We start from the raw sequence: 26,030 nt of genomic DNA, 5'->3' as shown, positions 1-26,030 counted from the left end.
TTTTAAAAGCATTATGAAGTCAATTAAAATACTTTCAATCCTTAGTTTAGCATTATTATTTTTCAATTTTACGACCCAAAAACAAGACAAACCTACTATTTATACCGTAGGCGATTCCACCGTAAAAAATGGGGCTGGTAAAGGCGACGGCGGACTTTGGGGCTGGGGCGATTACATAGGCCAGTTTTTGGATACTACAAAAGTAAGGCTAGAAAACCACGCTTTAGGAGGCACCAGTAGTAGAACTTTTCAACAAAAAGGCTTGTGGGAAGCGGTGTATAAAAAACTCAAAAAAGGCGATTACGTAATGATTCAATTTGGTCACAACGATGATGCCCCACTGAATGACACCCTTCGAGCCAGAGGAACCATCAAAGGAATCGGAGAAGAAACCCAAGAGATAGACAATATGCTGACCAAAAAACACGAAGTAGTTCATACTTACGGTTGGTACATCCAAAAAATAGTGCGTGAAGCCAAATCCAAAGGAGCCATACCTATTGTTTGTTCTTCAATTCCGAGAAACGACTGGAAGGAAGGCAAAGTGCCTCGCAACAATAAATCGTATGGTTTGTGGGCCAAACAAATCGCTAAAAAAGAGAAAGTGACTTTTATCGAATTGAACGATAATATGGCCATCGAAATGGAAAAATTGGGCGAAGCTAAAGTAACCGGAACCTATTTCTACAAACGCGACCACACACACACATCGGCAAAAGGTGCGGTACTTTCGGCTTCGGTGATTATCAATCAACTGAAAAAAAGTGATAATTCTTTAAAAAAATATATTCTACCCAATCCAAAAATTGTACTTCCAGCCAAGAAAAAAGTCTATTTGATTGGTGATTCGACAATGGCCAATAACGGCAACAATCCCAATGCAGTAGGTTGGGGAGTAGAATTTCCTAAATATTGCGATACTACTAGAATTGAAGTCATCAACAAAGCCCGTGGCGGAAGAAGCACTCGTACTTTTGTTAAAGAAGGATTATGGGAAGCAGTAAAAAATCAATTGCAGCCGGGCGATTACATCATGATTCAATTTGGACATAACGATGCCGGAGCGATTGACAAAGAAAAATTCAGGGGTTCGCTTAAAGGAAACGGCAACGAAACCCAAGTGGTGGTTCGCGACAGTTTAACCGAAACCGTGCAAACTTTTGGCTGGTATATGGAAAAATTCGTCAAGGAAGCCAAAGAAAAAGGAGCTATTCCAATCGTTTTGAGCCAAACTCCAAGAAATGAATGGCCGAACGACAAAGTGGAACGCAGAAGCGATTCTTACGGAGGATGGTCGAAAATTGCAGCCGAAAATACTGGTGCTTTTTTCATCGATTTAAACGAACTCGTGGCCTTGAAATACGAAGCCTTGGGCAAAGAAACCGTGAAACCATTTTTTCCAAAAGACCACACGCACACTGGTTCTGAAGGAGCCAATCTGAACGCGCTTACTGTAGCGGAGAGTCTCAAAAAAATAAAGGAATGTGGCTTGAAAGATTATATCGAAATTCCTGCTAAACAATAATTTTTAAATTTATTTCTATTTTGAATTGCCTCCAGTTTTAGCTGGAGGAATAAAATAAGAATTGCATAAATGGCTTTAGCCAAACAAGGAAACAATTTTGGCTAAAGCCATTTTGACATTTATTCATTTACCTCCAGCTAAGGCTGGAGGAAATTCAACAAATTCACCTTATGAGAAATAAAATTTTAATCATCACATTCTTTTTAAGCAGCTTTTATTCTTTTGCCGCCGAATTTTATGTAGCACCGGATGGAAATGATTCCAATATTGGAAGCAAAGACAAACCTGTTGAAACCATAAAAAAAGCCCAAGAATTGGCCAATTCTGGAGATACAGTTTATATTAGGGGCGGACTTTATTCGATGAGGGAAGAGCAAATTGCAAATTACGAACGAGCTTATGCTTATGTAACCCAATTGGACAAAAACGGCATCAGCTATTTGGCTTATCCAAACGAAATTCCAATATTTGATTATAAAAACGTAAAACCTGCGAATAAACGCATTGTCTCCTTTTTGGTCAAAGGAGACAACATTCACATTAAAGGCATTGAAGTGATTGGTGTCCAGGTAACCATAAAGGGACACACCCAATCCGAATGTTTCGAGGTTCTCGGCAGCCACAATACATTGGAAAATCTCAAAATGCACGACGGAATGGCCATTGGCGTTTATATGCTGTCCGGCTCCAACAACCTCATCTTGAATTGTGATGCCTACAACAACTGGGATTCTGTATCGGAAGGTGCCAAAGGTGGCAATACCGATGGTTTTGGCGCGCATCTCAAGAGAGGAAGCGTGAACAATGTTTTCAGGGGTTGCCGAGCCTGGTTCAACAGCGATGATGGCTATGATTTAATCAATAATGCGGAAGCTGTTTTGATAGAAAATTGCTGGGCTTTTTACAATGGATATTCTTCTGATTTTGTAAGTCGTGGTGATGGAAACGGATTTAAAATTGGTGGATATGCCAAAGGAAGAAAACCTTATAATGATGTTGTTGCCAATTACACGCCCATCCCAAAAAACACCATCCGTTTTTGTTTGGCAGTCGGAAACAAGCAAGGTGGTTTTTATGCCAATCATCATTTGGAAGGAAACTATTGGCACAATAATACGGCCTACAAAAACAGGGTCAACTATGACATGCTCAACTGCTTGGCGTTAAACCCAACAGACTTTGGCACCGATGGCCCAGGCTGGAATCACGAAATGGTTAATAACTTGGGGTTTGCAGCGAAAGTAAAGGAATTGGCCAACATTGATCAATCCCGTTGCATCTTGAAAAACAATTATTTTGACCTCAATCCAACCGTAACTGCGGCTGATTTTCTAAGTTTGGACGAAGCTTTGTTGACAGCGCCAAGGCAAGCCGATGGGAGTCTTCCCAATACCAACTTTTTGAAATTGGCTCCCTCCAGTAAATTGATAAACGCTGGAACCGATATTGGTTTTCCGTTCAAAGGAAAAGCGCCCGATTTGGGTTGTTTTGAATTTGATGGAGCGCGTTAGCCCCAAAAGAGTTTAATGCGATTCAAGGCTTTTTAATTTTTTAAATCCTACATGAAAAATACCATCCTACCCTTTTTGTTCCTACTCTTGTTCCTTCAAAAAAATGTGGCTCAAAACAAGGCTGCCTTGCAATTTGAAGTGGTTGCCAAAGACCAAAAAGCAAGCATTTTATACGATAATGCCATTGCATTAGATTCCATCTTGGCCTATTCTTTGGCGGAAGATATTTTCAAAGTTACCGGTTTCAAACCATTGGTTACCAAAAACAAGGCAACGGCATCGGGAAATGTAATCGTTATTGGGCAATCTCAATCGGAATTGGTACAGTCTTTTTTAGATAAAAAAACCGATTGGAAAAGCTTCGAAAAGCAATGGGAAAGTTACCTTTTCAAAGTTATTGACCAGCCGACAACCAACATTAAAAAAGCATTTATTATTGCCGGAACCGATCCTAGAGGAACTGCTTACGGGGTTTATGCGATTTCCGAACGAATTGGAGTTTCACCCTGGTATTGGTGGGCAGATGTACCTGTTGCACAACAAAAGGAATTGGTTCTTTCGCAAAATTTATTTCAGTCCAAAGCACCATCGGTTAAGTTCAGGGGAATCTTTCTGAATGACGAAGATTGGGGATTGCGACCTTGGGCTTCCAAGACTTTTGAACCCGAAGTAGGCAATATTGGTCCCAAAACCTATTCCAAAATATTCGAACTGTTATTGCGATTGAAAGCCAATACTATTTGGCCGGCGATGCACGAAGGAACGACCGCTTTTTTTAATGTTCCCGGAAATGCCAAAATAGCCGAAGCCTATCAAATTGTTTTTGGGTCATCCCACGCCGAACCGATGTTGCGCAACAATGTTGACGAATGGAAAGAAAAAACAATGGGTCAATTTAATTATGTTTCCAACAAAGAAAATGTACTTAAATACTGGGAAGACCGGGTAAAAGAAAGCAAAAATGTCGATACCATTTACACCATCGGAATGCGCGGCGTTCACGACAGCAAAATGGAAGGCGTAAAAACCAATAAGGAAGGAGCCGAACTTTTGACGCATATTATAGAAGACCAACGAAAATTGTTTGAAACCTACATCAATCGGGATGCGACAAAGGTTCCGCAAGCTTTCACGGTTTACAAAGAAGTGCTGGAATTATACGATGAAGGTTTGCAAGTTCCGGATGACGTGACTTTGGTCTGGACGGACGATAATTACGGCTACATCCGCAGGTTGAGCAATGAGCAAGAACAAAAACGTTCCGGCGGTGGCGGCATCTATTACCACGCTTCGTATTGGGGAAGACCGCACGATTATCTTTGGGTCGATTCGGTTCATCCTGCTTTGCTGAGGGAAGAAATGATGAAAGCCTATCAATCCAATTGCAAAGAAATCTGGATTCTGAATGTCGGCGATTTGAAAGCCATAGAATATTCGACCCAACTTTTTATGGATATGGCTTACGATGCTCCAACTTTTGAGGATGCTTCCAATGTCAAAAAACAAATGAGTACTTTTTATTCCTCAATTTTTGGAAAAACTTACGGAAAGTCGATTGCCGACATGAAATGGGAGTATTTCGATTTGGCTTTTGAAAGAAAACCCGAATTTATGGGCTGGAGCCAAACGGAACCGACTACCAAAACCAAACAAACCGCTTACAATCCGTTCTTTTTTGGGGATGAAAATCAAAAACGCATTAACAAATATCAAAATTTAGAAAACCAGGTTAGTTCATTAAAAGACAAGCTACCAAAAGACTTGCAAGACGCTTATTTCCAGTTAATTTATTATCCGGCAAAAGCAGCTTCATTGATGAACAAAAAGTTTTTGTATGCAGACAAAGCCAGTATTTACGGCAAACAAGGACGACTGAATGCCAAGGATTATGCCTTGAAATCGGAAAATGCTTTTAACGAAATCAAAACAATTACCCAAGAATACAATCAAATCGCCAATGGAAAATGGAACGGCATAATGGACATGAGTCCAAGAAAATTGCCCGTTTTTGATATGCCAAAAATAGAAATTCCTTTGCAAGCAGATAATATTGATTCAGTGGGGATTTTGGTCGAAAACGAAATCGATTCAAGTTTCAACGAGAGCAAACTGCCAACGTATTCCCAAGATTCGAATACTTCCCATTTTATCGATATTTTTCTAAAGAAAGAATCGGTTATTTCGTGGAAATTACAAAACCTTCCGGATTGGATTATTGCCAATAAAACTTCTGGTATTTTGAATGCCAAAGAAAGCAACAACGAACGAATTCAAATCAGTGTCGATTGGAATAAATGGAGCAAAAAACAGCCAAAAAATGCGCAGTTCAGCATCAATTACGACAATAAAACAAAATCAATAAACCTCAACATCGATACTAATTCGATTAGTCTTCCCAAAAAATCATTTATCGCAATTGAAGACAAAGTCGTTATTTATGCCCAAAATTTTACTTCCTTAAAAAATCAAGAACCGTATCAATGGAAAAAAATTGATGGTTTGGGTTACAGTAAAGCCGCAATGCAGGCTTATCCATTGACCTCCGAACCGTTGCAAACCAGTAATTTGGACAAAAACGCACCTTGTCTGGAATATCAAATCTATTTGAATAATTCAGATTCTTTTTTAAATCCAGAATTGATTTTGAATGCCATACCTACCCTACCAATCACCAATAAACATGGAGTTCGCGTTGGAGTTCAATGGAATGAAGAACCTATCCAAATAGTCGATTTTGCAACCATTGGAAGAAGCGAAGAGTGGAAACAAAATGTATTATCGAATAAAGCGTCCAAAAAAGTAGCCCTAAAATCAACCATCAAGGGAAAAAACACCCTAAAAATCTACATGATTGACGAAGGAGTTGCCCTAGATTATTTTTACCTCAATTTGAATAAAAACACCCCATTGCCTTATTCGCTTTTGCCAGAAACGGTTAAAGAATAAGAGTTTTTATGGTATACAACCAAAGCCAGACCAAGCTATTCGATTTAGAAATTTTCAGACAACGAGTTCATTAAAAAAAAGCCATTTTTTAATGAACTCATTGCTTTTTCATACAGGATACAACAGGATGCCTACCAGAAAGGATAATGATATTTTAGTAAAAAATTATAAACGTATAAAAAACACTTATTTTTAACGTTTAAATTTATAATTATTAAAAAATAGCAACTATTAAATAGGTTAACCATGAAAAAAACTTTACCCAGAACAAGGCAATCCTTTTATATCCTTGCCCTATTATTTTTCAGTCTTGTCAACACTTCATTTGCCCAAACCTATACTTGGGTGGGTGGTGTAAGTACCGATTTTTATGATGTAAATAACTGGGACAATACGAGTATCAATTTCACGACTTTAAATTATGCCAATCTAACTATTGGAGCTGGTAGTCCTTACAATCCAATAAATATTGGCCATTCCGGGAATGATGTAATTGCTAAAAGACCAGGCATTTTCACTACCAATGTTGGGGCAAACATTATCATAACAGGTACTTTTTATCCAAATAGTGGAACTAATTTAAATGGAACCGTTACTGTCAACGGTTCGGCTTATTTTAACAACAGAAATTATACTTATTTAGGAAAAGCTGCTGCCGGGGTTTTGAACGTGAATTCGGGAATTATAAACAGTAATTATACTTTTTATATTGGTTATGGAGATGGAGGAGATGGAACAGCAAATGTTGCCGGTGGAACTCTATATGCAAATACCTATTTAGAAGTAGGAACAGGAACAGGAAATCCTATTGGAAAATTAAATATTACTGGCGGTACAGTTGATGTTAAGACTGCTGTTAACATCGGAGCTAAGGGGACTATTTTTATCAGTGATCTAGGTCAACTTATTGTTACGGGAGACAAAAAAATAGCATTGGAAAATCATATTGCCAATGGCAAAATTACTTGTCCTAGTGGACAATCGTTAGCGGTGGTTTATAATGGCACAAGAACTAGTGTGGGCATTTACCAAGATCCCAATAGAATGATTCAAGAATATACCAATTATATCATTCTGAAAAACGGAATTCTGGAAGCTAGAATACAAAAAGGGACCAGCAACATTCAATCTTTGAAAATAAACGGAGTGGAAACTTTGCTCCAAACCAATACGCCTGAAAATAGAGTGGGAACTTATTATGATTTTACTTCTTCTGTAGATTTTGAAACTATTTTTGAAACTATTTTTGGTGCTACTTTTTCGATTAAAGAAGAAACAGCCGATTATATTGATGTTTCCTTTAGCCGTCCTTATAGCCCAGAAGTCAATAAAACACGAGTGGATGCCGACATTCATTATGTGCTTAAAAAAGGAGACAATGGACTCTACACCTACTCCATTCTGCGTCACAAAGCAGCTTACCCTAATTTTGACTTTGGTTCTTGGAGACAAGTGCTATGGATCAACAATACCGTAACCGACAAAATTTGCGTGAATGATTTGAAAACTTGGAATATGCCACAACCTGGCGATGCTTGGTCGGCAACCTCAATTCCTGAAATCATCAAAATAGAATCAGGGGTTCGTGCTGGGAAATACGATGGTAAATATGAGTTCAGCGAACCCCTAATTAGTTTGAAAGCTTACGGTCATACCACCGACAAAAACAATTTGGGAATTTGGGCGGTTACTGCCAATCACGAATACTTTAATGGCGGACCAACCAGTCACGATTTAAATGCCGCCTCGGGAATTATCCACGTTTGCATGAATGGCGTGCATTATGGATCGGCAGGTTTCAATGTGTTGCAAGGAGAAGAATGGTCTAAAATTTACGGTCCTTATTTAATTTATGCCAACCAAAAATCAACGGCTACTGCCAATTGGGATGATGCAAAAGCCAGGGCGGCCAAAGACGAAACAGAATGGCCTTATGCTTGGTTAACCAATACTCCTGAATATCCATTGGCTGATGGACGTGGAAATATTACTGGTAATTTTTCGATTACTGACCCATCAAAATCGGTGGTTAACGGTGGTGGTGCCTGGATAGGAGTCACTCAATTAAGCACTGATTCCGGTGGACAATGGCAATTTGAAGAAGAAAATTATCAATATTGGGTTCAAACAGATGCTTCCGGAAATTTCAACATCAAAAATGTTCGTCCGGGAACTTATACCCTGTTTGCCTACAAAGACGGAACCACGGGAGAATACCGACAAGAAACTGTTGTGGTTACTGCTGCAGCGACAACAAATCTCGGAAATATTGATTGGGCTATTCCTCGTGCCAATGGAAAATTAATTTTCGAAATCGGAGTTCCCAACAGAACAGCCGAAGAGTATAAATTTGGTGATTTTGATTACTGCGAAGGTTTCGTCGAGAACAAATTTGCCGCCACGTTTACCAATCCTATCGAATACAATGTGGAAGACAAGAATTGGGCAACTGCACTTCCTTATGTACAATCGTCCTATTTTAATACCGATGGAACAAGATCGGTTTGGGACTGGAATGTCAATTTCACCTTGACAGGAACAATACCAACAACAGGAAATGCCAAATTAACCATTGCGTATTCGAGTTCAGACCATGCCCAAAACTGGATTTTTGTGAATGGTACTGCTAGTAGTAATCGCATTACTCCATCCTCAGGATATTATCCGCCCAATGGTGGAGGAAATGCTTTCTTGAGACAATCCAATCACGCCAAATACGGATTGGCCACTTTTGACATTCCTTACAGCAAATTAAAAACCGGCAAAAACACCCTTATATTAAAAATGCCGTCCACATCCAGCGGAAGCAATCACGTCATGTATGATTACATCAGTTTGGAAGGCGATTTAACCACTTTGGGTGTGGCTTCAAATACTATAACTGCCGATGCTATCAGGGCCTATCCAAATCCTACAAAAGGAATTTTTGAAATTAGTTTGCCGCTTTCCATGCAAGAAGCAACCATCGAATTGTACAATGTAAACATGCAGTTGGTTTCCAAAAAAGCATATACTCCAAACAATGGCAAAGTGCAGTTCAACATAGAAAATCAACCCAACGGAGTATATTTCGTAAAAGTAGGATTGGCAAATCCCGTGACTTTAAAAATCATAAAAGAGTAAGATTATAGTTTGTCAATTCTACTATAGTTTGCATAAAAAAAGGTTGATGAAATTTCGTTTCATCAACCTTTTTTATTGGGGTTTCAAGAGTAAAAACAGAATGCCTAGTCCGTCAATTTGAGTTTCATCATGATGTCCGTTTGCTCGTCATTCCCTAATTTGAAAATGTGTTTATCAAACTCAACGAAGCCATTTTTCTTGTAAAAACGGATGGCCCTTGGATTTTCTTCCCAAACGCCCAACCAAACATAATCCACATTTTTCAGTTTCGCTACTTGGATGGCCTTGTCATAAAGCAATTGTCCCACGCTTTGACCGTGAAATTCTTTCGACACATATATCCGTTCAATTTCAAGGGCTTTGCTGTCCTTTAATTCCGTTTGCGATGGGCCAAAGTTGATTTTAAGGTAGCCAATGACTTCATTGTCGAATGTCGCAAAATAGAATTCGGAGTTTTTGTCATTGAGTTCGGCGGTCAATTTTTCGTTGGAAAACCCTCCCTCCAAATAGTTTTTCATATTCTCTTCGGAGTTGGATTCTGAAAATGTTTCTTCAAACGTTTGTCTGCCAATTTTTTGCAATTGGTCAATGTCGTTTAACGTTGCTTTTATTATTTTAATGTTTTCCATTATTTAAAATGTTATTATTTAATCCCATTCCCATTCACCCACATCGGATATAAACTAAATCCCCTTGTGGGGATAGTGCCGAATTGCATTCTGTGCCCATTCCAATGGGCTACTAGAACAAATCTAATACAATTATCAGCACAAAATATTCTTTTAAACACAAAAAAGCCATACCGTTTTATGGATATAGCTTTTTGATTTGTTTTGTCTGCCCAGGTTGGTGTGGGCGAAGTTAGTAGCCGTTCGCCCAGCAGCCCGAATTTTAAGAATGCTCGTTTTTAAAAGAACAGCTCGAACATCTGAGCCTCATCCAGCTCCAAAAGAGTGCTTTTCTGCTCAGCCGAGCCTCATCCAGCTCCAAAAGAGTGCTTTTCTGCCCAGCCGAGCCTCGTCCAACCCCAAAAGAGTTCTTTTCTGTCCAGCCGAGCCTCATCCAGCCCCAAAAGAGTGCTTTTCTGCTCAGCCGAGCCTCATCCAGTCCCAAAAGAGTACTTTTCTGCTCAGCAGCAGCGCTTCCAGTCCCAAAAGAGTTCTTTTCTGCCCAGCAGCAGTGATTCTCCCGAAAGGATTGGGGAGCGGTTAATCCATTGTCAGTTCGAGCGCAATGTCATTAAGTTAAAAAAAATAGTTTCTGCCTTTGTCATTTCGACGCAGGAGAAATCACATAACCTGAGCAACTTATGTGATTTCTCCCGTTGGTCGAAATGACAAAAAAATCCTTAACTTAATGACATTGCGCTCGATCTGACAAAAAAATAGTTCCTTATCGATCTAAAAACATAATTTTATTTAATCCCATTCAAATTCACTTCTTTGGCATCTTTTTGAAATTGGTTTTCAAGAGCCATTTTCATTTTTTCGGCAAGAGCTTCATTTTGCAAAATGACATTGTTTTTTTCACTTGGATCTTTTTCGATATTGTACAATTCATAATCGGCAGGAATGGCAAGGTGTCGAGTCCTGATTATTTTCCAAGGTTTTTGTATTAAACTTTCCTGCAAATGACCTCTAACGTAAATTTCTTGGTTGGGAATCGATTTGTTTTCCGAAATGGCCGACCATACATTTTTTCCTTCAATAGTTTGGGGAAGATTTTCGTCACCCGCCAAAAACAAAAAGCTGGGCAGCATGTCTATAACCGAAATGTAACTTTCGTTTTTATAGTTTATAAGATGCCCTTTCCAATAAAACGCACAAGGCACTCGAATCGCACCTTCATAATTGGAAGTTTTCCAATCCCTGAGTGGCGTGTTGTCTCCTAGCCTGTCATTGGATGGATGAACTCCATTGTACTGCTTTTTGGAATCCCAATTCTCCATGGCGCCATTGTCGCTCATAAAAATAATCAGGGTGTTTTTGTCTAATTTCTCTTGTTTCAATTTGCCCAACAATAAGCCAATGCTGTTGTCCATGTGGCTCATCGCGGCGGCAAAATCTCTCCTAGAACTGTTCTTTATGGAATGCATGTAAGGGTCTTTCCATTTTTGCTCTTCCTGCAAAGGGAAATGCGGCGCACTATAAGCAAGTTGTATAAAGAAATTTTTCTTTATATCTCTCTTTTCCGAAATCCACTTTATGGCTTCTTCGGTGATTAGGTCAGTCGCGTGTCCTTTCTCAACGATAAACTCGCCATTTCTGTACCAGCTCTCGTCTCCATTTTTATATTTATGGGTATATTGATCGATTTGACCGTGCAAAAATCCGTAGGAATAATCAAATCCATAGGCTTTCGGGCCGCTGCTGGGTTGCAATCCCAAATGCCATTTTCCGAAAAGCGCCGTTTGGTAGTTGTTTTGATGCAACAATTTAGGCAAAGTTGGAATCGAGTCCGGTAATTTCAATTTGCTCTTGTCACTTATTGGCGCGACAATCCCCATTCGACTGGAAGGTCTTCCGGTCAATAGACTGGCTCTTGAAGGAGAACAGGTTGGACTGGCATAAAAGCGGTTCAGCACTACTCCATTTTTGGCCAAACGATCAATATTGGGCGTTTGTATTTCCGAACCATTATACCCCACGTCATTCCATCCGGCATCATCGGCAATAATCAAGATAATATTGGGTTTGTCCGTTGATTTCTTTTGGCTTTTTTGACCATAGGAAACCATGAAACAAAACAACAACGCGATGGAGAACTGTATTTTTGAACTAAAATATTTACTCATTTATGATACATTTTGAATTTTATATTTATTCGATTAATTGCTTGTTGATATAAACATTTTTGAACGTCAATCCTTTTATGATGCTTCTGTCGATAGCGGTTTTCGTGGCTTCGATATTTAAATTTTCAAAGGTGAAATTGGACAATCGAACGTTTGGATCGTTCTCCACGCCGAAGAAATTGTCGCATTTCAGGTTAATATTTTTCAACGTAACATTATCTCCGTAGGACAAAGGAATATCAGGACGCCCTTTCAAATCGAAAAATTGTTTCCATCCCAAAACCACCAGACAGGTTTTGGCTTCTCCTATAATATTTTCCACCCTGATGTATTCGTATAGCTGTGGCGTATCGGGTCTCATTTTTAGATGCAACAATCTTGTCACTCCATCAACTTGGCAATTGCGCATGATCACGTTTCGGTTGTGAATGGATTCGCTTCCGTTGGTCAATGCCGAATGACAGAATCCAAAATGGCAATCTTCAATGATGATGTTGGTGTTTGGCCCATTATTTTTATCTTGGTCGGCATAAGGGCCTTTTCCTCCTTTCAATGCAATGGCATCGTCATTGACGGACATGAAGCATCCTTTTACCAAAAAATTGGTACAAATATCGATGTCAATGGCATCGGAACTTGGTGCTTTCACGCCTAAATGTGGGGAAGAAATATACAAATCCAGCAGTTTTACATTATTGCATTTGTAAAAATGATTCGTCCAAAAACCGGAATTAATCAATTTCACGTCTTGAAGTTGCACGTTATTGGAATTCCAGATAAACACCAATCTGGGTCTTGACACTTCGAGGTTGGTGCATTTTGGATTTATCTTGCGTCTTGCCCAAAAGGCTTCCCAATACTTCTTGCCATTTCCGTTGATGGTTCCTTTTCCGGAAATCGAGAAACCGTCCACGCCATAAGCATTGACCAAAGCCGGAAAATAATCCAGATTCTGGCCTTCCATTCGCGAAGCCCTAATTGGATAATCCGAAATGGTGTCCGAACCTTTCAAAACAGCTCCTTCGGAAATATGTAAACTGGTTTTGGGTTTAAAAAACAAGGCTCCGCTCAAGAAAACGCCTTTGGGAATTACGATTACGCCTCCTCCTTTTTTGGATGCTTTGTCGATAACCTTTTGTATCGCTGCGGTTTGCACTTTCGTGCTGTCGTTTTTCACGCCATAATCGGTAATCTTGTATTGCTTGCCCAAATTTTTTAATTCAATTTTGGCGTAATCCTTGAACCAGTTCGAAATCGCTGTTCCGTCTGGAAAAGTGTCGTTGCTGTAGTCCTGCGAAAATGCAACTTGCGAAAATCCGACAAGGCAAATCAGCAATCTAAAAATTGTCTTCATTAGTTTTTTTTTATTTAATTTAATACTCGTAATTTATGTTTTAAGCAATCTGGGTCTTGAATTATCTAGTTTTATGTCATTACTTTATCTCAATAAAATCATTTTGGATATTCCCACTTAATATTTACAATTTTACGGTAAAAACAAATTTACATTATTCTGTTTTTTTTGGTATCCTGTGCTATCTGTCCTGTTCCTAAAATAAACAGGATGCTACAGGATAGCAATTGTAGGGTTATCATCTATTTTTACTTGGTAAGAGAAGAAAAGTAAAATGAAAATAATGAAATATAATGCTGTCCTACTGATGTTGGTTTGTATCCTGGGAATTAATTCCTCTGGCTATGGACAGCCGGCCAATATCAAAAATGACGTGTTCTGGAACACCAAAGACGGCCAACCCATCAACAGTCAAGGCGGAGGGATTTTTAAATTCGCCGATCCAGTCACTGGCATACAAAAATATTACTGGTATGGTGTTCATTACGAGGAAGCCGACAGTTATAGAAACAATCCGTCTGTTACGCAACCGAACGCTACATTCGAATCTGTAACCTGCTATACTTCCACTGATTTGGTCAACTGGACGTTTGAAGGGGATGTTTTGACCAAAGCCGAAACGGATAAATCCGGAAAAACCTGGGTGGGTCGATTGGGGGTTGCTTTTATCAAGGAATTGAATCAATATGCGATGTTTGTCCAACACGGCAACAAGGTATTGATTACCGTTTCCGATTCGCCAACGGGTCAATTTACATGGCATCAAAAAATAAACATGGAGCCCATGATTGGAACGACCAATACCGGAGACCAAACCGTATTTACCGATGAAGATACCGGAAAATCCTATCTTATTTATTCGTATGGAAAAGGACGAAACAAAATTTATGTTTCCGAAATTGGGGTCAAGGAAGGAAAAGTGAATCTGTTGGACTGCACGCAAATTTTCAAGGGAGAAAGCCGCGAAGGCAATTGCATGTTCAAGTACAACAACAAGTATTACATGTTTGCTTCCAATATTTACGGTTGGGATGCCTCATTTGCCTATTATTTGGTAGCCGATGACATCAGGGGACCTTACCTTCCCAGCAATAAAATGTTGGTCATGAATGGTGTTTCCGATGATTTTGCCCATGTCACGCAAACAGGATTTTTTGTCAATGTCAAAGGCAGCCAACAGGAAACCGTGGTGTATTGTGGCGACCGTTGGGCCAATTTAGCGGGCAATGGATTGGGTTACAACCAATGGTTTCCGATTTCATTTGATGGAAAAACCCCTTATTTTAATTCGCTCGGTTCATGGAATTTAGACGCCCAAACTGGTTTATGGGAAGTAGCCAAAGACAATGATTTTGTGAAAAACGGCAGTTTTGAAGCAGATCGAAGGTATATTCCAAGTCCAGTAAAACCGGTGCAATTGCCATTAACGGGTTGGACGACAGAAATTATCCAAGGAAACAAAATTTCACTTGACAAAGCTACTTCTCCCGTCCTAAACTATTTCAATACCGAAGACGACCGGAAGATTGTAATCGGTGAAAAAAGCCTGAACATCAGTGACAAAGTAAATTTCAAGCGAAAAATATCCCAAACGATTTCTTCTTCACCTTATGTTAAACTGGAAGACGGAATCTACACCTTGTCAGCCAAAGTAAAGAACAGCAATGGTTTTGCCAATCTAGAAATGTATGCCACAAGCGATGGAAACCAATTCAAATACGGCATCAAGGAGGAAAATTCGGCCTGGCAAACCATTCACATCACCAATATAATTGTCAAAGCGGGAAAAGTCGAAATTGGTTTTCTGGCAGATGGAGCTGCCAAAGCATCTTGCCAAGTGGATGATGTGTCATTGGTGAGAAACCATGATAAATAACACACCCATACTTTGGAAAACCTAAATCAAAATGAACTTAATCTTTTTTCTTCTTACGATATTCGCTAGGAGAAACACCGATTTGCTTTTTAAACATCCGCGAAAAATAATAAGGATCATCAAAACCTACTTCTTTACATATTTCTTTGATGTTGAGATTAGTAAAGTAAAGGTACTCACAAGATTTTTGTATTTTTAATCGGATAAAAAATTGAATTGGGGAATATCCTGTTTTTTGTTTGAAAAGTTCCGAATACCTGGAGATGGAATAGCAAGCTTGGTTTGCCAATAGTTCAATGGTCAAAATTTCGCTCAAATGGGCTTTCATGAATGCCATGGAATGGCTTATTTTATCATCGACATTGCTGTTCAAGGTATTGGAATAACACAAAGAGCTTAAAAATGCAATTAACTTAAAATGGGTCAGTTCTACTTTTTCATCGGTAAAATCACTTTCCAAAAGCAGGATTAATTCGTTCAACAAATTAATTCGACTTTCGTCAAATGCTATCTTGACGGCTCCATCATTGGAGGCCGAAAAACGTTTGTAAAAAGTTGAGGCATAATCTCCTGCAAAATGAATCCAATAAATACTCCAAGCCTCTTTTAAGGAGCTTCCATATTTGTGACCCGTATTTTCAGGGATAATAAAACCCGTATTGGGAGTCAGCGGTATCGTTTTCCCGTTGATTTTAATCCAGCCTTCTCCTGCCAAACAGTACAAAAGTATGTACTCGTTGATGCCGTTCTTTCTCGACCTGTTGTGGTGTTTTGCATTTGGAAAATAACCAATGGCATCAGGGAAAAGGTTGCGAAAAAAAAGATTGGAAACCAACTTTCTTTTCTTGTCGGGATCCAAAACAACCATCGTTTGTCCAAGAAAACCGGCCTTGATTTTGGGTGTCGTTGTATTATTCATTATAAATAGGCAAATATTACGGAAATAGAATTAAGGTCGTAAGATAATCCATTTATTTCAATATATAATCTATTTATTTGTGAATTGCTACATGTATTTTTGTTTGATTCATTACAACAAAACTCAATGCTATTTTTATGACAAACCAAAACCAATCCTTCAACAATTTCTATTTATTTGCTATCTCCATGGTTTCTGCCATGGGCGGATTGCTATTCGGTTATGACTGGGTGGTAATCGGTGGTGCAAAACCTTTTTACGAACGTTTTTTCGATATTACCACATCGGCTAATCTGCAAGCTTGGGCGATGAGCTCTGCCTTGATTGGTTGCATTTTGGGTGCGGTTGTATCGGGCGTAATCAGTGATAAATTTGGGCGAAAATGGCCTTTATTGCTTTCGGCTTTCTTGTTTACCGTGGCTTCTTTGGGCACGGGATTGGCTTCGACTTATATGGTATTCGTTGTTTTCAGAATCGTTGGTGGTGTGGGAATTGGCCTTGCATCGGCACTTTCGCCTATGTATATTGCCGAAGTAGCTCCATCACATTTGCGTGGGCGCTTCGTTTCGCTCAACCAAATGACCCTTGTTATTGGTATTCTTGCGGCACAAATTGTCAACTTGCTCATAGCCGAAAAAGTTCCCGCCGGAGTCTCTGACAAATTTATTCGTGCTTCGTGGAATGGACAAATGGGTTGGCGCTGGATGTTTTTTGCCTGTGCAGTGCCTTCAGTAGTATTTTTATTATTGGCCTTTACGCTTCCTGAAAGTCCCCGTTGGTTAATGAAAGCAGGAAAACAAGAGAAAGCCTTCCCAACATTGAATAAAATTGGGGGCGAAAAATATGCTCGTGAAGAAATGGCCAACATCCAGGCAACTTTGAACGATGTTACCGAAAAAATGGACTTCAAGACTCTTCTTAATCCTAAATTCCGCAACGTGCTGCTTATTGGAATAGTCATAGCTGTTTTCCAACAATGGTGCGGTATCAATACCGTTTTCAATTATGCCGAAGAGATTTTTACTGCTGCTGGTTATGGCGTAAGCGATACCTTGTTCAACATCGTGATTACCGGAACGGTAAACCTCGTATTTACACTTGTCGCCATGTTTACGGTAGATAAATGGGGACGAAAAAAATTGATGGTTTTCGGGGCATCTGGATTGGCCATTACCTATTTGCTTTTGGGTAGCGCCTTTTATTTTCAGTTGAAAGGGGTTGCCGTTCTTTCGTTGGTGGTTGTGGCGATTGCTATTTATGCTATGTCGTTGGCACCGATAACCTGGGTCATTCTCTCTGAAATTTTCCCTAACCGAGTGCGAGGTGCAGCTATGGCTTTGTCCACTTTTGCCTTGTGGATTGCCTGTTTCATCCTTACCTACACCTTTCCATTACTCAACAAATCGTTTGGAGCTGCGGGAACTTTCTGGGTGTATGCCGGAATTTGCATTCTCGGATTCTTCTTTGTCTTGAGAAAATTGCCTGAAACCAAAGGAAAAACATTGGAAGAAATTGAAAGTGAATTGGTGAAATAATCACTATCTAAGAAATAAAAGCCACAAATTACACAGATTTTCACAGATTGATTTTTTTTTTAAAATCCGTGGTAATCCTTTAAATCTGTGGCAAAAATAAAGTTCATAATTGTAAAAAAATATAAAAATGAGTGTTAAAGCTTGGCAAGAGGAAGTAATCATTCCCACATACGAAATTGGCAAAGCCGAAAAAAACCCAATCTTTCTTGAAAAAAGAGTGTATCAAGGCAGTAGCGGAGCCGTTTATCCTTATCCAGTGGTAGAAAAAATTGAAGACGAGAAACAGGACAAAACATACAAAGCAGTCTATCTTGAAAATGAATACATCAAGGTGATGATTTTGCCCGAATTGGGCGGACGTGTACAAATGGCTTACGACAAAATCAAGCAACGCCATTTTATTTATTACAATCAGGTAATTAAACCGGCATTGGTTGGACTTACTGGCCCTTGGATTTCGGGTGGAATAGAGTTCAATTGGCCGCAGCACCATCGCCCAAGCACTTTTTTACCGGTAGATCATACCATCGAAAATAATGAAGATGGCAGCATTACCGTTTGGGTAAGCGAAAACGAAAAAATGTTCCACCAAAAAGGAATGGCGGGATTTACTTTGCATCCAGGAAAAGCCTATCTTGAAATTAAAGGAAAACTGTATAATCCAACCCCGGTTCCGCAAACTTTTTTGTGGTGGGCGAATCCTGCCGTGGCGGTAAATGAGCATTATCAATCGGTTTTTCCTCCAGATGTACACGCCGTTTTCGACCACGGAAAAAGAGATGTATCTACCTTTCCTATTGCTACAGGAACGTATTATAAAGTGGATTACTCTGCTGGTGTCGATATTTCGAACTATAAAAATATTCCCGTTCCCACTTCGTATATGGCCATCAACTCGGATTTTAACTTCGTGGGCGGTTACGAAAATGATACAAAAGCAGGTGTGCTTCACGTGGCCAATCATCATATTTCGCCCGGAAAAAAACAATGGACTTGGGGCAATGGCGATTTTGGAAAAGCTTGGGACAGAAATCTTACCGATGAAGATGGGCCATACATCGAATTGATGGCGGGTGTTTTTACAGACAATCAACCTGATTTCAGTTGGATGCAACCTTATGAAGAAAAAACATTCACCCAATATTTTCTACCTTATCGCGAATTGGGCGTAGTAAAAAATGCCTCGCAAGATTTGCTTTTGAACCTTGACAAAGAAGCAGACAAAGCCATCATAAAGATTTTTGCCACCTCATTGCAAAAAAACGCAAGAATAGTATTGGAAGGATTTTTGGATGAAACTCTAGATTTAAGTCCAGAGCAGGTTTATGAACGTGAAGTTTTAGTAGGCGATGTTGCTTTTATCGATTTAAAATTAGTGGTCTATTCCGAAAATGGAAGGGAATTATTAAGCATAAAATCTGAAAAAGCGGAATCTAAACCAACTCCAGAAGCAGCAAAACCGGCTTTTTCTCCAGAGGAAACCCCAACTTGCGAGCAATTGTATCTTACGGGCTTGCATTTGGAACAATACCGTCACGCCACTTATGTTGCTACCGATTATTACTTGGAAGCCTTAAAAAGAGACCCTTCAGATGTTCGAAATAACAATGCAATGGGACTTTGGTTGCTCCGTCGTGGCAAGTTTGCCGAATCAGAAAAATATTTCCAAACGGCAATTGACACCCAATTGCAACGCAATCCAAATCCTTATGATGGCGAACCACGATACAATCTGGGACTGGCACTACAATACCAAGACAAAAACGAGGAAGCCTATGATGCTTTTTACAAATCCTGTTGGAATGCCGCTATGCAAGATGCCGGATATTTTGGTTGTGCCCAAATTTCTTGCAAAAAGGACAACTTAAGAGAGGCAATTTTTGAAATTGATAAATCGCTAGTACGCAATTGGCACAACCACAAAGCCCGTGCTTTGAAAACGGCTATTTTGCGAAAATTAGGAAACGAAAAAGAAGCCTTGACTCTGATAGAAGAGTCACTAAAAATCGACTTATTCAATTTTGGATGCCGTTTCGAACAGTATCTGATTTCAAAATCGGCTACTGTTTTGGATGAAATGAATAGTTTGATGCGTGGCGAAATCCACAATTACGAAGTCGTGGCATTGGATTATATTGCTGCTGGTCTGTACGATGAAGCGGTTCTTTTATTGGAAGAAGGAATCAAAGTTTGTCCCACAACTCCTATGACTTATTATTATATGGGTTGGGCGTTGAGTTTAGCCAACAAAGACGCTAAATCCGTGTTTGAAACTGCAGCTAATCACGCACCGGAATATTGTTTCCCAAACCGTTTGGAAGCGGTATTGGCATTGGAAACAGCACAAAAAGTAAATCCAAAAGACTCAAAAGCACCGTATTATTTAGGTAATTTATGGTACGACAAGCGCCAATATTCCGATGCAATAAATTGTTGGGAAAAGTCGGTAGCAATTGACGATACATTCCCGACAGTATTGAGAAACTTGTCTTTGGCCTATTTCAATAAATTGCAACAGGAAGAAAAAGCGGTTCAATATCTCGAAAAAGCCTTTTCTTTAGATACCAATGATTCCCGTATTTTGATGGAATTGGACCAGTTGTACAAACGTCTTTGCAAACCCCATTCAGAACGATTGGCATTTTTGGAAAAGCATTTCAATTTGGTGGAACAACGGGACGATGTTTATTTGGAATTTGCCACTTTGTGCAACCAACTTGGCAATTATCTTAAAGCGATTGAATTAATCGACAACCGTATTTTCCATCCTTGGGAAGGCGGCGAAGGCAAAGTTCCGGCACAATACCAGTTGGCACGAGTGGAATTGGCCAAACAATTGTTGGCCAAAAATGAATTTAGCAGCGCCATAAAATTATTGAACGAATGTCTGGAATATCCGCACAATTTGGGTGAAGGCAAACTTTCGGGAGCGCAAGAAAATGATTTTCATTATTGGTTGGGCTGTGCTTACGAAGGATTGGAGCAAATGGATGAAACCCGAAAACACTGGGAGTTGGCCAAAGAAGGAAACACGGAACCCGCAGCAGCCATTTTTTACAATGACCAAAAACCGGACAAGATATTTTACCAAGGATTGGCATTGCTCAAATTGGGCTTGCCAAACGAAGCCAATATTCGATTCGACAAACTGGTAGCTTTTGGCAAAAAACATTTGGATGACACCATAAAACTGGATTACTTTGCTGTATCATTGCCCGATTTATTGATTTGGGAAGATGATTTGACTTTCCGAAATAAAATTCATTGTCATTATATGCTTGGTTTGGGGTATTTCGGATTGGGCGAATTTGCCAAAGCCGAAACCCATTTATTGGAAGCCGCCTCAATGGATGTCAACCATCAGGGAGTTCAGGTGCATTTAGCAACAATACTAAATTTATAAAAATGAAAATCACAAAATTTAATGCACTAACTTCAACTTTGCTGTTTGTCGCATTTTCATTATCCGCCCAAAATAATTATAAAATTGACATTACCAAAGTTCGCACCGATGTGAAACGAGGTCATCTCGATTTGGGAGGACGCAGTATAAAAGGCGATACCATTGGCGTAAACAGTTTTTATATCGAAAGAAATGGCAAGCCTTTTATTCCCGTTATTGGCGAATTCCATTTTAGCCGTTATCCGCATCAATATTGGGACGAGGAGTTAAAAAAAATGAAAGCAGGAGGAATTACCGTCGTGGCGACTTATGTTTTTTGGAACATGCACGAATTCAAAGAAGGTAAATTCGATTGGACTGGCGATTTAGATGTTCGCCATTTCACGGAACTTTGTGCCAAAAATGGACTGGAAGTTTTAATGCGTGTTGGCCCTTTCGCTCACGGCGAAATCCGTAATGGAGGCCTTCCCGATTGGCTTTACGGTCGCCCGATTGATGTTCGAAGCAACGACAAAGATTACCTCTTTTACGCCAACCGATTGTATCAAGAAATTGGACAACAATTGAAAGGATTGATGTTTAAAGACGGTGGCCCCATCATTGGAGTGCAATTGGAAAACGAATACCAGCATTCGACTGCGCCTTGGGGATTTACCTATCAGGATGCTCCCAAAGAGCGCACCGTTGCAGGACGAGACAAAAAAATTATTCAAGATGGTGTGGGTATCAATACACTAGGAAATGAGTTTGCCGATGTAGGCAAAGATCATATGAAAACACTCAAAAAATTTGCCCTTAAAGCGGGACTTGTTGCACCCATTTACACGGCAACGGGTTGGGGTTTTGCCACTATTGTCGAAAAAGGTTCCATTCCGGTAATGGCTGGATATGCTTATCCTTTTTGGGAGTCCAGCATTAGGCCTTCCCCATTTTATTTGTTTAAAGATATCCAACAAAAACCCGATTATTCACCCGTGAGTTATGACGTAAATCTCTATCCTTCCTTGGCTGCCGAATTGGGTACGGGAATGGCGGTCACCTATTCACGCAGACCAAAAGTAAAAGGCGAAAGCTTTTTGCCTTTGATGGTTCGAACGGTCGGAAGCGGAACTAATGGACTGGGATTTTATATGTATCACGGTGGCACAACACCCTCCATCGGCAACTATTTTTTTACCGAAGGTGCAGGTCTCCACAATAAATCCTATGACTACCAAGCTCCCATCGGCGAATTTGGAAATGTAAGTAGTGGCTATTACCCATTAAAACTCATTAATTATTTCTTGAAATCCTATGGCAACGATTTGGCTCCACTCTATCCCATTTTGCCAACAACCAACGACAGCATCAAAGCCACAAATAACAAGACATTGCGTTATTCTGTAAGAGGTGATGGCAACAAAGGTTATTTGTTTATGCACAATTTTCAAGACCATTTGGTAATGAATGATTTACAAGACTTAAAAATTGATGTTGCCACTAAATCGGGAATGGTTTCTTTTCCAGAGGCAGGAACTTTTACACTGAAATCGGGCAGTTCCGCGATTTTTCCTTTCAATATTAATTATGATGGGGTCGAAATTCGTTTGGCTACCGTCCAACCATTTTGTAGCTTTACCAACAAGAACAAACGGTACAACGTGATGGTTTCGATTGACGGAATTGTTCCCGAAATGGTGCTCAAAGGCAAGCCAAAAGTAACCGGAAATGGAATAAAAACTTCCGTGCGAAACGGCAATACGGTAATCGCTTTTTCAACTGGAAAAAGGAGTGAATTTCAGGTCAATGGAGTTTCGTTTTTAGTCTTGCCAAATAGTGATGCTGAAAACGCTTATTTAGTGGGCAAAGCCGGTGATGAAAAATTGGTCATCAGTAAAGCGTTGGTTTTGGACGATGGCGAACAAATATCCCTGGTCAGCAAAAATCAGGAGCATGTCGATTTTGCCATTTATCCGGCTTCCGCCAATGTTGCCTCAGTTGAAGGCACGATAACCAAGGCTAAATCGCAACTGAAAAACATCGGTGAATGGAACCTGAATCTGCCAAAAATTGAAACAGGAATCCAATTGATTCAGGCCGACGCCAGCCATTTTGTGCTTAAAGCCGGCAGCCTCGATTTGTCGAAAGCGAATGATGTATTCATAACCTTCGATTATCGTGGTGATCGTGGCATTTGTATGATGAACGGAGAATTGCAAACGGACGACCTTTATACCAGCAAGCCTTGGACAATCGGACTCAAAAAGTTTCAGGAAGCCTTGAAGACAAACGACATGTATTTTTATTTTATGCCAATGGCCAAAGATGCCCCTTATTTGAATTATCTGGAAAAAGAAGTACTCCCCGATTTTGGCGACAAAAAAAGTTTTCTGGAAATTAAAAAACCTTCCATTTCGGTTGAATATAAAGCAACCATAGTATTGAATAAAAAATGAAATTATTGAAAACATCCAAACTACTACTTGTCTTTGCCATTTTTATGGCATTGACGGTAAACGCACAAGTTTCGAAGCAAGCAGGAACATTTGTTGCCGCAGACAACACCTTCCTTTTGAACGGAAAACCATTTTTGGTTCGTGCCGGCGAAATCCATTTTCCGAGAATTCCTCGTGAATACTGGGAACAACGCATCCAAATGTGTAAAGCGATGGGGATGAATACCATTTGTATTTATCTTTTTTGGAATTTTCACGAACAACAACCCGACAAATTTGATTTCACGGGACAAAAAGACGTGGCCGAATTTGTGCGACTCATCCAGAAAAACGGAATGTATTGCATCGTTCGTCCCGGGCCTTATGCTTGTGCCGAATGGGATATGGGCGGTTTGCCTTGGTGGTTGTTGAAAAAAAATGACATCCAAGTGCGAACCAAAGACGACTCCTATTTTATGGAGCGTTCCATCAACTATTTAAAAAAGGTGGGCAAAGAATTGGCTCCGTACCAAATTCAAAATGGCGGAAACATCATTATGGTTCAGGTCGAAAATGAATATGGCGTTTGGGGTACAGATACTGTTTATATGGGACAAGTTCGCGATGCCATTCGTTCATCAGGATTTGACAAAGTGCAATTATTCCGTTGCGACTGGAGTTCCAACTTTTTCAAATATGATTTGGATGGCGTTTATACCGCTTTAAATTTTGGAGCGGGTTCGAATATCGACAAACAGTTTGAAAAGTACAAAGAAATCTATCCAAAAGCTCCGCTAATGTGCAGCGAATATTGGACGGGTTGGTTCGATTACTGGGGACGTGCCCACGAAACTAGATCGATTAGCAGTTTTATCGGCAGTTTAAAAGACATGTTGGATCGCAAAATTTCGTTTAGTTTGTATATGGCTCACGGCGGTACTTCCTTCGGACAATGGGGCGGAGCCAATGCGCCACCGTTTGGTTCTATGGTAGCATCATATGATTATAACGCTCCAATAAATGAGGCAGGATTACCTACGGACAAATTCTATGCTGTTCGCGATTTGATGAAAAATTATCTCAATCCGGGAGAAACAATTCCAGAACCACCGGCAAATTATCCGGCAATTTCGATTCCACAAATTACTTTTAAAGAATCGGCATCGCTATTCGAAAATCTCCCGAAAGCCAATAAAACGGAAGCCATACAATCGATGGAAGCCTTTGACCAAGGCTGGGGACGCATTTTATATCGCACCCAATTGCCGGAATGCAAAACGCCTTTTAAACTAAAAATTACCGAGTTGCGTGATTGGGCAAACATTTATGTCAATGGAAAACTCATAGGAAATCTGGATCGTCGCAAAGACGAAAACACCCTCGAAATTCCTCCTGTAAAAAAAGGCGATGTCCTTGATATTTTGGTAGAAGCGATGGGACGCGTCAATTACGGCAAAACTATCATCGACCGAAAAGGAATTACCGAGAAAGTGGAAATATTGGTAGGTTCTAATGCAACAAATTTAACCAATTGGGAAGTTTTCAATTTTCCGGTGGACTACGATTTCCAGAAAAATTTGAAATTCAAATCACAAAAAGCCAACGGCCCAGCTTGGTACAAAGCCACTTTTGATTTGAAAGCTACTGGCGACACTTATATAGACATGAGTACTTGGGGCAAAGGAATGGTTTGGGTAAACGGATATAATTTAGGCCGTTATTGGAAAATTGGCCCTCAACAAACCTTGTTTATGCCGGGATGTTGGTTAAAAAAAGGAAAAAACGAGATTATTATCCTCGATTTAGAAACTCCAACTTCAACCCAAATTTCTGGTGTCATAACTCCAGTTTTGGACAAGATCGTGATAGACGAATCGCTTTTGCACCGCAAAAAAGGAGAAACACTGGATTTATCTGCTGAAATTCCTGCTAATGAAGGAGAGTTAAGCAGTGGTCAGGGTTGGAAAGAAGTAACTTTCAAAAAAGAATTCGAAGGCCAATATTTCTGTTTTGAGGCGTTAAATTCCCAAAATCCAAAAGACAACAGCAGCAGTATTGCCGAATTTGAACTAATTGGTGTCGATGGTGTGTCGATTCCTCGTTCCAAATGGAAAATAATTTATGCCGATAGCGAAGAGGTTTCGGTAGGAAACTATTCTGCCGAAAAAATATTCGACCAACAGGAGTCCACTTTTTGGTCTACCGCTTGGACGGTATCAAAAACACCGCATCCGCACCAAGTTGTGGTGAATATGGATGAGAACGTTAAAATTAAAGGTTTTAAATATTTACCACGAACCGATAAAAGCACGAATGGAAATGTTAAATCCTATCGTTTCTTTATTAAATCGTCCTTGTTTTCAATTAAAAAATAAGGTTGTTTTTCTCTTAAAACCATTAAAAAAAATGATAAAATATAGTCCCTACGGGACATTTTGATTGGTGTTGCTTTTTTGTTTCTACCCATATATAGTCCCTAACGGGACAGTCCCGTTAGGGACTATATATGGGTAGAATAGAATTGTATTTGAGTAAGAAAGTCCTGTAGGGACGAAATATTTTTTATTGTTTGTAAATGAATTTTGCAAACAAATTCTATTTATTAAATTCTCAAGACAGTAGTAAAAAAC

General features: G+C 39.7%; 13 protein-coding genes. 9 read left to right on the top strand and 4 right to left on the bottom strand.

What is annotated here, in order from left to right; all coding sequences use genetic code 11:
* Positions 1–13 precede the first annotated feature (13 nt).
* From OZP13_RS03265 to OZP13_RS03250, 4 genes are all read left to right on the top strand, one after another.
* The gene (locus tag OZP13_RS03265) at positions 14–1,525 is read left to right on the top strand and encodes a rhamnogalacturonan acetylesterase (RefSeq protein ID WP_281298652.1); all 1,512 of its coding nucleotides are present in this window, start codon (positions 14–16) and stop codon (positions 1,523–1,525) included.
* Between the two features lie 170 nt (positions 1,526–1,695).
* The gene (locus OZP13_RS03260) at positions 1,696–3,036 is read left to right on the top strand and encodes a right-handed parallel beta-helix repeat-containing protein (protein WP_281298651.1); all 1,341 of its coding nucleotides are present in this window, start codon (positions 1,696–1,698) and stop codon (positions 3,034–3,036) included.
* Positions 3,037–3,087: 51 nt separating this feature from the next.
* Positions 3,088–5,982, top strand: coding sequence for a glycosyl hydrolase 115 family protein (locus tag OZP13_RS03255; protein WP_281298650.1), 2,895 nt, complete (start codon positions 3,088–3,090; stop codon positions 5,980–5,982).
* Between the two features lie 246 nt (positions 5,983–6,228).
* The gene (locus OZP13_RS03250) at positions 6,229–9,105 is read left to right on the top strand and encodes a polysaccharide lyase family protein (RefSeq protein WP_281298649.1); all 2,877 of its coding nucleotides are present in this window, start codon (positions 6,229–6,231) and stop codon (positions 9,103–9,105) included.
* Between the two features lie 104 nt (positions 9,106–9,209).
* On the opposite strand, the gene OZP13_RS03245 is transcribed toward OZP13_RS03250, so the two are convergent.
* From OZP13_RS03245 to OZP13_RS03235, 3 genes are all read right to left on the bottom strand, one after another.
* A complete protein-coding gene (locus OZP13_RS03245; protein WP_281298648.1) occupies positions 9,210–9,734 on the bottom strand; it encodes a GNAT family N-acetyltransferase in 525 nt (174 codons plus the stop codon).
* Between the two features lie 785 nt (positions 9,735–10,519).
* Complete coding sequence (locus tag OZP13_RS03240; protein WP_281298647.1) at positions 10,520–11,899, bottom strand: sulfatase-like hydrolase/transferase; 1,380 nt, start codon at positions 11,897–11,899, stop codon at positions 10,520–10,522.
* Positions 11,900–11,924: 25 nt separating this feature from the next.
* Positions 11,925–13,253, bottom strand: a complete 1,329-nt coding sequence (locus OZP13_RS03235) for a rhamnogalacturonidase (RefSeq protein ID WP_281298646.1) — start codon at positions 13,251–13,253, stop codon at positions 11,925–11,927.
* Between the two features lie 283 nt (positions 13,254–13,536).
* Between OZP13_RS03235 and OZP13_RS03230 the strand changes: the two genes are divergently transcribed.
* Complete coding sequence (locus OZP13_RS03230) at positions 13,537–15,129, top strand: family 43 glycosylhydrolase (protein ID WP_281298645.1); 1,593 nt, start codon at positions 13,537–13,539, stop codon at positions 15,127–15,129.
* Positions 15,130–15,166: 37 nt separating this feature from the next.
* Here the strand turns inward: OZP13_RS03230 and OZP13_RS03225 are convergent, their stop codons facing one another.
* Positions 15,167–16,048: an AraC family transcriptional regulator gene (locus OZP13_RS03225; RefSeq protein WP_281298644.1), complete on the bottom strand. Its 882-nt coding sequence runs from the start codon at positions 16,046–16,048 to the stop codon at positions 15,167–15,169.
* A 137-nt stretch (positions 16,049–16,185) separates the two neighbouring features.
* On the opposite strand from OZP13_RS03225, the gene OZP13_RS03220 reads away from it, so the two are divergent.
* The 4 genes from OZP13_RS03220 to OZP13_RS03205 all read left to right on the top strand — a co-directional run bounded on the left by OZP13_RS03220 (position 16,186) and on the right by OZP13_RS03205 (position 25,775).
* Positions 16,186–17,583: a sugar porter family MFS transporter gene (locus OZP13_RS03220; RefSeq protein ID WP_281298643.1), complete on the top strand. Its 1,398-nt coding sequence runs from the start codon at positions 16,186–16,188 to the stop codon at positions 17,581–17,583.
* A gap of 127 nt (positions 17,584–17,710) precedes the next feature.
* Positions 17,711–20,986, top strand: a complete 3,276-nt coding sequence (locus tag OZP13_RS03215) for a DUF5107 domain-containing protein (protein WP_281298642.1) — start codon at positions 17,711–17,713, stop codon at positions 20,984–20,986.
* A gap of 2 nt (positions 20,987–20,988) precedes the next feature.
* A complete protein-coding gene (locus OZP13_RS03210) occupies positions 20,989–23,421 on the top strand; it encodes a beta-galactosidase (RefSeq protein ID WP_281298641.1) in 2,433 nt (810 codons plus the stop codon).
* On the top strand, positions 23,418–25,775 hold the full coding sequence (locus OZP13_RS03205; protein ID WP_281298640.1) for a beta-galactosidase: 2,358 nt from the start codon (positions 23,418–23,420) through the stop codon (positions 25,773–25,775). Before OZP13_RS03210 ends, OZP13_RS03205 begins: the two co-directional genes overlap by 4 nt.
* Positions 25,776–26,030 lie beyond the last annotated feature (255 nt).

The sequence above is a fragment of the Flavobacterium limnophilum genome (assembly GCF_027111315.2).
GTDB lineage: Bacteria > Bacteroidota > Bacteroidia > Flavobacteriales > Flavobacteriaceae > Flavobacterium > Flavobacterium limnophilum.
Note: the sequence above shows the minus strand (reverse complement) of the source record. Positions and strands in the feature narration are given on the sequence as shown.

What these genes read in the sequence shown, in the direction of transcription:
- OZP13_RS03265 (WP_281298652.1), top strand. Translation starts at nt 14, where the DNA reads ATGAAGTCAATTAAAATACTTTCAATCCTTAGTTTAGCATTATTATTT.
- OZP13_RS03260 (WP_281298651.1), top strand. Translation starts at nt 1,696, where the DNA reads ATGAGAAATAAAATTTTAATCATCACATTCTTTTTAAGCAGCTTTTAT.
- OZP13_RS03255 (WP_281298650.1), top strand. Translation starts at nt 3,088, where the DNA reads ATGAAAAATACCATCCTACCCTTTTTGTTCCTACTCTTGTTCCTTCAA.
- OZP13_RS03250 (WP_281298649.1), top strand. Translation starts at nt 6,229, where the DNA reads ATGAAAAAAACTTTACCCAGAACAAGGCAATCCTTTTATATCCTTGCC.
- OZP13_RS03245 (WP_281298648.1), bottom strand. Translation starts at nt 9,734, where the DNA reads ATGGAAAACATTAAAATAATAAAAGCAACGTTAAACGACATTGACCAA.
- OZP13_RS03240 (WP_281298647.1), bottom strand. Translation starts at nt 11,899, where the DNA reads ATGAGTAAATATTTTAGTTCAAAAATACAGTTCTCCATCGCGTTGTTG.
- OZP13_RS03235 (WP_281298646.1), bottom strand. Translation starts at nt 13,253, where the DNA reads ATGAAGACAATTTTTAGATTGCTGATTTGCCTTGTCGGATTTTCGCAA.
- OZP13_RS03230 (WP_281298645.1), top strand. Translation starts at nt 13,537, where the DNA reads ATGAAATATAATGCTGTCCTACTGATGTTGGTTTGTATCCTGGGAATT.
- OZP13_RS03225 (WP_281298644.1), bottom strand. Translation starts at nt 16,048, where the DNA reads ATGAATAATACAACGACACCCAAAATCAAGGCCGGTTTTCTTGGACAA.
- OZP13_RS03220 (WP_281298643.1), top strand. Translation starts at nt 16,186, where the DNA reads ATGACAAACCAAAACCAATCCTTCAACAATTTCTATTTATTTGCTATC.
- OZP13_RS03215 (WP_281298642.1), top strand. Translation starts at nt 17,711, where the DNA reads ATGAGTGTTAAAGCTTGGCAAGAGGAAGTAATCATTCCCACATACGAA.
- OZP13_RS03210 (WP_281298641.1), top strand. Translation starts at nt 20,989, where the DNA reads ATGAAAATCACAAAATTTAATGCACTAACTTCAACTTTGCTGTTTGTC.
- OZP13_RS03205 (WP_281298640.1), top strand. Translation starts at nt 23,418, where the DNA reads ATGAAATTATTGAAAACATCCAAACTACTACTTGTCTTTGCCATTTTT.